The sequence below is a fragment of the Actinophytocola sp. genome (assembly GCF_035634895.1).
Classification (GTDB): Bacteria; Actinomycetota; Actinomycetes; order Mycobacteriales; family Pseudonocardiaceae; genus Actinophytocola.
In genome coordinates, this window is sequence record NZ_DASQCC010000066.1 from 21145 (window position 1) to 29372 (window position 8228).

11 protein-coding genes are annotated in these 8228 nt (G+C 68.8%); 8 read left to right on the forward strand and 3 right to left on the reverse strand.

Annotated features, from left to right (window positions below):
- Positions 1 to 62 precede the first annotated feature (62 nt).
- The gene (locus tag VET29_RS09740) at positions 63 to 887 is read right to left on the reverse strand and encodes an HAD family hydrolase (protein WP_324917886.1); all 825 of its coding nucleotides are present in this window, start codon (positions 885 to 887) and stop codon (positions 63 to 65) included.
- Between the two features lie 41 nt (positions 888 to 928).
- Here VET29_RS09740 and VET29_RS09745 point away from each other — a divergent pair, with 41 nt between their 5' ends.
- From VET29_RS09745 to VET29_RS09765, 5 genes are all read left to right on the forward strand, one after another.
- Positions 929 to 1495: a hypothetical protein gene (locus tag VET29_RS09745; protein ID WP_324917889.1), complete on the forward strand. Its 567-nt coding sequence runs from the start codon at positions 929 to 931 to the stop codon at positions 1493 to 1495.
- 20 nt (positions 1496 to 1515) lie between these two features.
- The gene (locus tag VET29_RS09750; RefSeq protein ID WP_324917892.1) at positions 1516 to 2385 is read left to right on the forward strand and encodes an LLM class flavin-dependent oxidoreductase; all 870 of its coding nucleotides are present in this window, start codon (positions 1516 to 1518) and stop codon (positions 2383 to 2385) included.
- Positions 2386 to 2622: 237 nt separating this feature from the next.
- The gene (glf, locus tag VET29_RS09755) at positions 2623 to 3837 is read left to right on the forward strand and encodes a UDP-galactopyranose mutase (protein WP_324917895.1); all 1215 of its coding nucleotides are present in this window, start codon (positions 2623 to 2625) and stop codon (positions 3835 to 3837) included.
- Positions 3837 to 4427: a phosphatase PAP2 family protein gene (locus tag VET29_RS09760; protein ID WP_414636473.1), complete on the forward strand. Its 591-nt coding sequence runs from the start codon at positions 3837 to 3839 to the stop codon at positions 4425 to 4427. Before glf ends, VET29_RS09760 begins: the two co-directional genes overlap by 1 nt.
- Complete coding sequence (locus tag VET29_RS09765) at positions 4424 to 5374, forward strand: decaprenyl-phosphate phosphoribosyltransferase (RefSeq protein WP_414636474.1); 951 nt, start codon at positions 4424 to 4426, stop codon at positions 5372 to 5374. The genes VET29_RS09760 and VET29_RS09765 overlap by 4 nt, the downstream gene beginning before the upstream one ends.
- Here the strand turns inward: VET29_RS09765 and VET29_RS09770 are convergent.
- Positions 5371 to 5766, reverse strand: coding sequence for a type II toxin-antitoxin system VapC family toxin (locus VET29_RS09770; RefSeq protein ID WP_324917901.1), 396 nt, complete (start codon positions 5764 to 5766; stop codon positions 5371 to 5373). The genes VET29_RS09765 and VET29_RS09770 overlap by 4 nt on opposite strands.
- Positions 5767 to 6060, reverse strand: a complete 294-nt coding sequence (locus VET29_RS09775; RefSeq protein ID WP_324917904.1) for a type II toxin-antitoxin system prevent-host-death family antitoxin — start codon at positions 6058 to 6060, stop codon at positions 5767 to 5769.
- 183 nt (positions 6061 to 6243) lie between these two features.
- On the opposite strand from VET29_RS09775, the gene VET29_RS09780 reads away from it, so the two are divergent.
- From VET29_RS09780 to VET29_RS09790, 3 genes are read left to right on the forward strand one after another with little or no spacing between them, the layout of a single operon-like run.
- The gene (locus VET29_RS09780) at positions 6244 to 6687 is read left to right on the forward strand and encodes a YbaB/EbfC family nucleoid-associated protein (protein WP_324917907.1); all 444 of its coding nucleotides are present in this window, start codon (positions 6244 to 6246) and stop codon (positions 6685 to 6687) included.
- Positions 6687 to 7007: an ESX-1 secretion-associated protein gene (locus VET29_RS09785; RefSeq protein WP_324917910.1), complete on the forward strand. Its 321-nt coding sequence runs from the start codon at positions 6687 to 6689 to the stop codon at positions 7005 to 7007. Before VET29_RS09780 ends, VET29_RS09785 begins: the two co-directional genes overlap by 1 nt.
- The gene (locus tag VET29_RS09790) at positions 7007 to 8083 is read left to right on the forward strand and encodes a hypothetical protein (protein ID WP_324917913.1); all 1077 of its coding nucleotides are present in this window, start codon (positions 7007 to 7009) and stop codon (positions 8081 to 8083) included. The genes VET29_RS09785 and VET29_RS09790 overlap by 1 nt, the downstream gene beginning before the upstream one ends.
- The last annotated feature ends 145 nt before the right edge of the window (positions 8084 to 8228 follow it).

Here is an 8228-nt window from a genome sequence, read left to right on the forward strand (position 1 = left end):
CACGCCGCCCGTGACATTCCCGCACAAGCTCCGTGGTGTCGCCGGCGTGTCAGCCTGCTCATCTAGAACCAGCGTTCCAGCACCTGCGCCACGCCGTCCTCGGAGTTCGGCGCCGTCACCTCGTCGGCCACCGCGAGCAGGTCGGGGTGCGCGTTGGCCATCGCGACGCCATGACCGGCCCACGTGACCATCGGCACGTCGTTGGGCATGTCGCCGAAGGCCACCACCTTGTCCGCCGGCACGCCCAGCACCTCGCACACCCAGGCGAGCCCGGACGCCTTGGTCACCCCCGGCGCCGAGACCTCGATCAACCCGCTGTTCGACGAGTAGGTGATCTCCAGGTCCGTGTCCGCCAGCAGGCTCTCGACGGCGCTCGCCATCTGCTGGCTCGTCATGCCGCGGTGCCGCAGCAGCAGCTTGGTCGCCGGCCGGCCGAGCACCTCGGCCCGCGGCGCGAGGTCCGGCTCGTCGACCTCACCGCTCGGGTTGCCCCACGGGTTGCGGAAGCCGGCCTCGATCGCGAACGGGTCCGGCTGCGCACGCCCGAGCACCGTCCGCTCGGCCGCCACCCGGACCTCGGGCAGCACGGCGCTGACCGCGTTGACCACGTCGATCAGCGTGATGGCCGGTATCTCCCGCACCGTCAGCACCTCGTCCGCGCCGATGTCGTACACGGCCGCACCGTTCGCGCACACCGCGTAGCCCGACAGACCCGCGGCCCGCGCGACCCGCGGGATCCACCGCGGCGGCCGTCCGCTGACAAGGACAAAAGGGACATCATCCGCCTGTACCCGCTCGATGACCCGCGCGATGCGGTCGGTGATCCGCTCGACCGGGTCCAGCAGGGTGCCATCGACGTCGGAGGCGACGAGCCTGGGTTTGTCCACACCTCCATACTCCCTGGCCGAAATGCACTACGGTGCGTTTCGTGAGCTACCCACCACAGGGGTATGGCCCGCAGGGTTACCAGCCGTACGGCCCGCCTCCGTCCGGCTACCCACCGTACGGTCCCGGCCGGCCCAGCACGGCCCTCGCGTACGTCACCGCGATCGTGTTCATCGTGTGCGGTGCGATCTCGCTCATGCTCGCGATCGTCGGCTGGGACGGCACCGCGGACAGCCTGACGATGCTGACGGCGCTGATCGGCGCCGCGTTCACCGAGGAGACCACCGGCAACGTCGACTTCGCCATCTCGGTGACGATGTCGGTCGCCTGCACGACGCTGCTGTTCGCGGCCCTGTTGTTCGCGCGGCTGGAGTTCGCGCGCTGGATCCTCGCGATCGTCGGCGCGCTGACCACCGCGTACTACCTCTACGCGATCATCTGGGTCCTGTCGCACGACGGCGGCGAGTACATCGCGATGGTGCTGGTGTCGTGGCTGCTGTGGCTAGTCGGGACGGTGCTCGCGATCCTGCCGGCGACGGGTCGCGCCATGCGCCGCCGCCCGCCCACCGGCCCGCCCGGGTACCCGCCGCCGGGCTACCCGCGGTACTGAGACGGGTTACGGTGCCTCTCGTGCGTGTTGGCATCGTGATCCTTCCCGAGTACCGGTGGCTGCTGGCCGAGCAGCGGTGGCGTGCGGCCGAGTCCTACGGCTTCGACCACGCCTGGACCTACGACCACCTCGGCTGGCGGTCGCTGGTCGACGGCCCGTGGTTCGACGCGGTGCCCACCCTGACCGCGGCCGCGACCGTCACCAGGCGGATCCGCCTCGGCACGCTGGTCGCGTCACCGAACTTCCGCCACCCGGTGCCGTTCGCCCGGTCCCTGCTCGCCATGGACGACATCTCCGGCGGCCGCTTCGTGCTGGGCGTCGGCTCGGGCGGCACCGGCGGCTACGACAACTTCGTCCTCGGCAACCAGCCGCTCGCCCCGAAGGCCAGGGTCGACCGGTACGAGGAGTTCGTCGAGCAGCTCGACTCGCTGCTCACCCGGGAACGCACCAGCATCGCCGGCGAGTACTACACCTCCGTCGACGCCCGCTCGGCGCCCGGCTGCGCGCAGCACCCGCGGATACCGTTCGTGGTCGCCGCCAACGGGCCGCGCTCGATGCGGCTCGCCGCCCGCTTCGGCCAGGGCTGGGTGACCACCGGCAAGGGCGGCGAGACCGTCGAGGAGTGGTGGGCCGGGGTGGCGGGCCTGGCCAGGACGTTCACGGAAACGCCTGGTAGCGAGAGTCTTGACCGGTACCTGAGCCTGGACTCGGCACCGGTGCTGGCGCTGTCCAGCGTGGACTACTTCCGCGAGGCCGCCGGGCGCGCCGCGGAGCTGGGCTTCACCGACATCGTCTGCCACTGGCCCCGCGACGAGGGCGTCTACGCGGCACGCATGAGCACCCTGGAGCGAGTGGTCAGCGAGGTTTTACCAGAAATTCGCACGAAGTGACCCAGCGCACGGGAACGTTCGGGGGCTCCCAGGCGTCACTAAGGGCGAGGCTGAAAAGCCGGAAGGGGAAACCAGGGGGACGCCAGGGGTTGAAGGCCCTCGTACCAAGGGGGAAAGGTACGAGGGTCTTCGGCGTTCACGGACACCGTGCGTGCACCGCTCGTGGGCCTCGTGTGCGCAGCGTGACTGGGCGGGACCGGAGCCGGCGGGCGCGAACCGCGCCGGTAGCCTGATTTCGTGAGCGCCCCAGCAAACAACTCTGACAACTACTCCGGCTACGACCTGGTCATCGTCGGCTCCGGGTTCTTCGGACTCACGGTCGCCGAGCAGGTCGCGACCAAGCTGAACAAGCGTGTCCTGGTGCTGGAGCGCCGGCCGCACATCGGCGGCAACGCCTACTCCGAGCCCGAGCCCGAGACGGGCATCGAGGTGCACAAGTACGGTGCGCACCTCTTCCACACGTCGAACAAGCGCGTCTGGGACTACGTCAACCAGTTCACCGAGTTCACGAACTACCAGCACCGCGTGTTCGCCAAGGTCAAGGACCAGGTCTTCTCCTTCCCGATGAACCTGGGCCTGATCAACCAGTTCTTCGGCAAGTCGTACACGCCGGACGAGGCGCGCGAGCTCATCGCCAAGCAGGCGTCCGAGTTCCGGACCGAGGACGCGCAGAACCTCGAGGAGAAGGCGATCTCGCTGATCGGCCGCCCGCTCTACGAGGCGTTCATCCGCGGGTACACGGCCAAGCAGTGGGAGAACGACCCCAAGGACCTCGGCGCCAACATCATCACCCGCCTGCCGGTCCGCTACACGTTCGACAACCGGTACTTCAACGACACCTACGAGGGCCTGCCCGTCGACGGCTACACCGCGTGGCTGGAGAAGATGGCCGCGCACCACAACATCGAGGTCCGGCTGAACGTCGACTACTTCGACGTGCGCGAGAACATCCCCGAGGGCACTCCCACGGTGTACACGGGCCCGCTCGACCGGTACTTCGACTACGAGGCCGGCAAGTTCACCTGGCGCACGGTCGACTTCGAGTCCGAGGTCGTGCAGACCGGTGACTTCCAGGGCACCTCGGTCGTCAACGCCAACGACGAGGACGTGCCCTACACCCGGATCATCGAGTTCCGGCACTTCCACCCGGAGCGCAAGCACTACCCGACCGACAAGACGGTCATCTTCCGGGAGTACTCGCGCTTCGCGAAGGACGACGACGAGCCGTACTACCCGATCAACACCCCGGAGAACCGGGAGAAGCTCGAGCGGTACCGCGAGCTGGCGAAGGTCGAGGCCAAGGAGAAGAACATCATCTTCGGCGGCCGTCTCGGCACGTACAAGTACCTCGACATGCACATGGCCATCGGCTCGGCGCTGTCGGTGTTCGACAACAAGGTCGCACCGCACCTGACCGAGGGCGCCCCGCTCGACGGCTCCCTGGACGCCTGATGACCGCGACTGCTCCGGCCCGGCCGCGGGTCGTCTCGGACCGTGCGCCGAACGTGCGGAGTGTGCCGCCGGCCGAGCCGGAGCGGTCGATCGAGGTCAGGGCGCTTTCCGGGATCCAGCGCGCGATCGGCCGCCCGCCGGTCGTGCGTGCGGCCCGTGGGTTGTCGCATTTCGGCGAGCACGCCCTCGGCTGGGTCGCCGTGGGCCTGGTCGGCGCGGCGGTCGACCGGAAGCGCCGCCGGGACTGGCTGGCGAGCGCGGCCGGCGTGGTCGCCGCACACGGCGCGTCCATCGCGGTGAAGCGGGTGGTCCGCCGGCAGCGCCCGATGGACGATTCGGTCGAGGTGCTGGTCAGGACGCCCAGCAGACTGTCGTTCCCGTCGTCGCACGCCACGTCGACGGCGGCGGCGGCGGTCGTGTACTCGGGGTTGACCGGGCGTAACCTGGTGCCGGCGCTGGTGCCGCCGATGCTGGTCTCGAGGCTGGTTCTGGGCGTCCACTACCCCAGTGACGTGCTGGCCGGCGCCACCCTTGGTGCGGCTGTCGGCGGCGTGGTCCGGCGAGTGCTGAAGAGGAAGCGGGCGCGTTGAGCAGTACGGCGGAGAGCGACGCCGCAGGGGACACTGCGGTGCCTCCCGTCGTTGAGGCGTCGTCGGGCGGCTTCGTCCGCGGGTTGGTCAGGACGGCCCGGCCGAGGCAGTGGGTCAAGAACGTCCTGGTGCTGGCGGCCCCGTTCGCCGCGTACGCGGCCAACCCGGTGTTCCGCTGGGACGTGGTGGTCGACGCCGGTATCGCGTTCGCCGCGTTCTGCCTGGTCGCCTCCGCCGTCTACCTGATCAACGACGCGATCGACGTCGAGGCCGACCGTGCCCACCCGACCAAGCGCAACCGCCCCATCGCGGCCGGCATCGTGCCGGTCCAGGTGGCGTACGGGGTCTCGGTGGCCCTGTTCCTGGCATCGTTCGCGGTGTCCCTGGTGTCGAGCTGGCGTCTGCTCCTGGTGATCGGCGTGTACGCGGCCGTCCAGATCGGCTACTGCCTCGGCCTGAAACACCAGCCGGTGATCGACCTGTGCATCGTGGCGTCGGGCTTCCTGCTCCGGGCCATCGCGGGCGGCGCGGCGGCCGGACTGCCCCTGTCGCAGTGGTTCCTGCTGGTCACGGCGTTCGGCTCGCTGTTCATGGTGGCGGGCAAGCGGTACGCGGAGATCGTCCTGTACGAGCGGACCGGCGCGAAGATCCGCGCGTCACTGTCGAAGTACTCGGCCAGCTACCTGCGCTTCGTCTGGGCCACGTCCGCGGCCATCATGATCATGACCTACTCCCTGTGGGCCTTCGAGATCCGCCAGCGGACCGGCACCAACTCGGTGTGGGCGGCCGTGTCGATCGTGCCCATGGTGGTGGCCGTCCTCCGCTACGCGGTCGACGTGGACGGCGGCAACGCCGGCGAACCGGAGGAGATCGCCCTCCGCGACCGGGTGCTGCAGGTACTGGGCGTGTCCTGGGTCGTGTGCGTGGCCCTGTCGGCCTTCCTCTAGCAGGCCCCAGGGGTGTTCACGGGCAGGTTGGCCAGTGCGGCTGCGTCGCGGAGGCGCTTGTCGTAGGCGACGAAGCTGGTCAACGCCTCGCCCATCTCGAATGCCGCTGCCAGATGCAGTGCGTCGAGGCTGCGGAGGGTCGGTGGGCCGATGTTCTCGGCCGTCTCGTAGATCAGGCTGGTCATGCGGACGACCGGGAGGTCGGCCAGCAGGAGGTTGGCCGTCGCCACGGCGGCGGGGTCGATGCGGCGGCATGCCCGGATCATCTCGACCCTGCCGAGCACACTGGTCGTGAACGGCTGCTCCTGGTAGACCAGCCACTGTTCGAGATGCGGGGACTCGACCTCCTCGATCACCAACTTGACCAGCGCGGACGTGTCGAGATAGATCACTTACCGCTCCGACCGCAGCTCGTCCAGGACCTCCGCGCTGGACGGGCTGCCCGGTGACGGCCGCACGCGTCGCGGCAGGCGGATGGTGCTGCTGCCGCTGCGCGGCGGCAGGAGCCGCCCCTCGGCGACCAGTTGGTCCACCGGGTCAGCGCTCGGTTTGGGCACGATCATGCCGATCGTCCTCCCGTTCTTGGTGATCTCGATCGTCTGACCGAGCTCGACCTTCTCCAGGTAGTCCTTGAGGTTGTCACGTAGTTCCCGAATCCCCACACGTGCCAAGTCGTCCACCGTCATGGACGAAGTGTACGCATGACGGTACGCGTGTGTCACATCGAGACGCTGACGCGAGGTTCGCAACCTGCGAGAACGCACCTCGCGCGGGTCTGACCAATTCGGACAAACAACTTGGAACGATCACGCGTCGGCGTGCGTCTGATCGGCCGTCACGTGGCCACGCCAACCGTCGGGGAGTCGTGAATGACCGCTGAGTTCGACCAGCTGCTGTCCGAGTTCGAGCAGTTCCAGGCCCAGATCAAGAACATGGACGACCGGTTCGAGCACCTGGCCGGCATGCGGGGCGAGCTGGCGAACCTCGAGGTCAGGGCCTTGTCCGCCGACGAGTCCGTCACCGTCGTCGCCGGGCCCGGCGGCTCGGTGCTCGACATCCGGCTCACCGAGGACGCGCTGCGCCTCGGCGCGGAGCGGCTCGGCGCCGAGCTGATGGCCACCCTGCGGGAGGCCGTCGCGGACGCCGCGAGGCAGCAGGCCGCGGTCGTCGAGGAGTACGCCGGCGGGCCCGTGCTCGACCAGGTGCTGGAGACGCAGGCGGAGGTCACGGGCATCCCCGTCGAGGAGCTGCGCGAGAAGGTGCGCCGTCCCGACGACGACTACCTCCGTGACTTCGACCACGAGGAGGACTGATGAGTGACGACGGATTCCACGTCGACCTCAAGGGCATCGACGGGTACTCCGGCAAGTTGTCCGGCGACATGGCGCTGGCGAGCGAGGTCAGCGGCCTCGTCAACCAGTCGGACGTCGGCGACCAGTCGTGGGGCATCGTCGGCCTGTTCGTCAAGTCGAAGTACACCGAGATGCTCGGCGACCTCGACGACCTGCTCGGCGACATGAAGGACGGCCTGGCGGCCGGCGCGGAGAAGATGGCCGCGTGCGCCCAGACCTACCGGGACATCGACACCGCCATCGCCGAGATCTTCAACGACGTGCTGAAGGGCGGCAAGTGATGGCCGAGACGCACACCGGACAGCTTTCCGGCATCACCATCAGCGAGGAGATGGGTTACGGCGAGAAGGTCGCGCGCGGCCTGCCCGTGGTCGGCGGCGCGGTCAGCGTCGGCCTCGCGATGGACGCGGGTGACTGGCGCGGCACGACCGTCGGCGCGGTCTCGTTCATCCAGTCCTGCAAGGACACGGTGTCCGGCATCGCGACCGACCCGCTCGGCTGGCTCATCGGGCAGGGGCTCAGCTTCCTGATCACCGTGGTGCAGCCGCTGCAGGACCTGATCCACTTCGTCAGCGGCGACGGTCCCGCACTGATGAACGCGGCGTCGAACTTCAACAAGATCGGCCAGGGGCTCGCGCAGTACGGCGAGAAGTTCATCGCGGACACGCGGGAGCAGCTGAAGGACTGGCAGGGGCAGGCGAAGGACGCGGCCCAGGCCCGGCTGGAGCGGTTCGCCACCGGCATCGGCGGCGCCGCCGGGCAGTCCGGTGACATCGCGCAGCTGCTGCAGATCTCGAGCATGGTCATGACCGTCATCGAGGAGTTCGTCAAGGCGCTGCTGACCGAGTTGGCCGAGTGGCTGATCCTGATCTGGATCCCCGCGCTGGCGGCGGCCGCACCGACGTTCGGCGGCTCGATCGCGACCGCGTGGACCGGCACGTTCGCCAAGGGCGCCACGACGACGGCGAAGGCGACCAAGCAGGTCAGCAAGCTGCAGAAGGTCCTGAACATGCTGAAGGACCTGCTGGAGAAGCTGAGGACGCTGATGACGAGGACGAAGGACTTCTTCAAGCAGGCCGGGACCGCGAGCAGCACGTTCGGACAGACCGTCCGGATGCAGTCGAAGCTGGGCGCCCGTGAGCGGGGCGACGCGGCCGGCAAGCTGCTGGACGACCTCGACGGCGTGAAGACGTTCCCGCAGCGGCTTGGCGAGACCGGACTGGCCAGCGTGAAGGGGCAGTACACCGACCCCGGCAAGGTCGCCCGCAACGCCAACAACGGCTGGAAGGCCGGCGAGTACGGCGCGACCGGCGGAGACGAGTCGGTGGAGGAGTCCGCAGAGGACCTGACCATCTAGTGTTCCGCGCCGGAAATCAGGCAACTAATTCGGCGGCCCAGCTTCCTGCTGGCGGCGTTGCCGGTTCGCCCAAGTACGACCCAGTACGAGGACGAACCGGCGCCTTGCCAGCAGAAACCCGGATCCACCGACTTGATCACCGCAT

Coding starts and splice junctions, on each gene's coding strand:
- VET29_RS09760 (WP_414636473.1), top strand. CDS start 3,837: ATGACCGCGACTGCTCCGGCCCGGCCGCGGGTCGTCTCGGACCGTGCG.
- VET29_RS09775 (WP_324917904.1), bottom strand. CDS start 6,060: ATGACGGTGGACGACTTGGCACGTGTGGGGATTCGGGAACTACGTGAC.
- VET29_RS09780 (WP_324917907.1), top strand. CDS start 6,244: ATGACCGCTGAGTTCGACCAGCTGCTGTCCGAGTTCGAGCAGTTCCAG.
- VET29_RS09785 (WP_324917910.1), top strand. CDS start 6,687: ATGAGTGACGACGGATTCCACGTCGACCTCAAGGGCATCGACGGGTAC.
- VET29_RS09790 (WP_324917913.1), top strand. CDS start 7,007: ATGGCCGAGACGCACACCGGACAGCTTTCCGGCATCACCATCAGCGAG.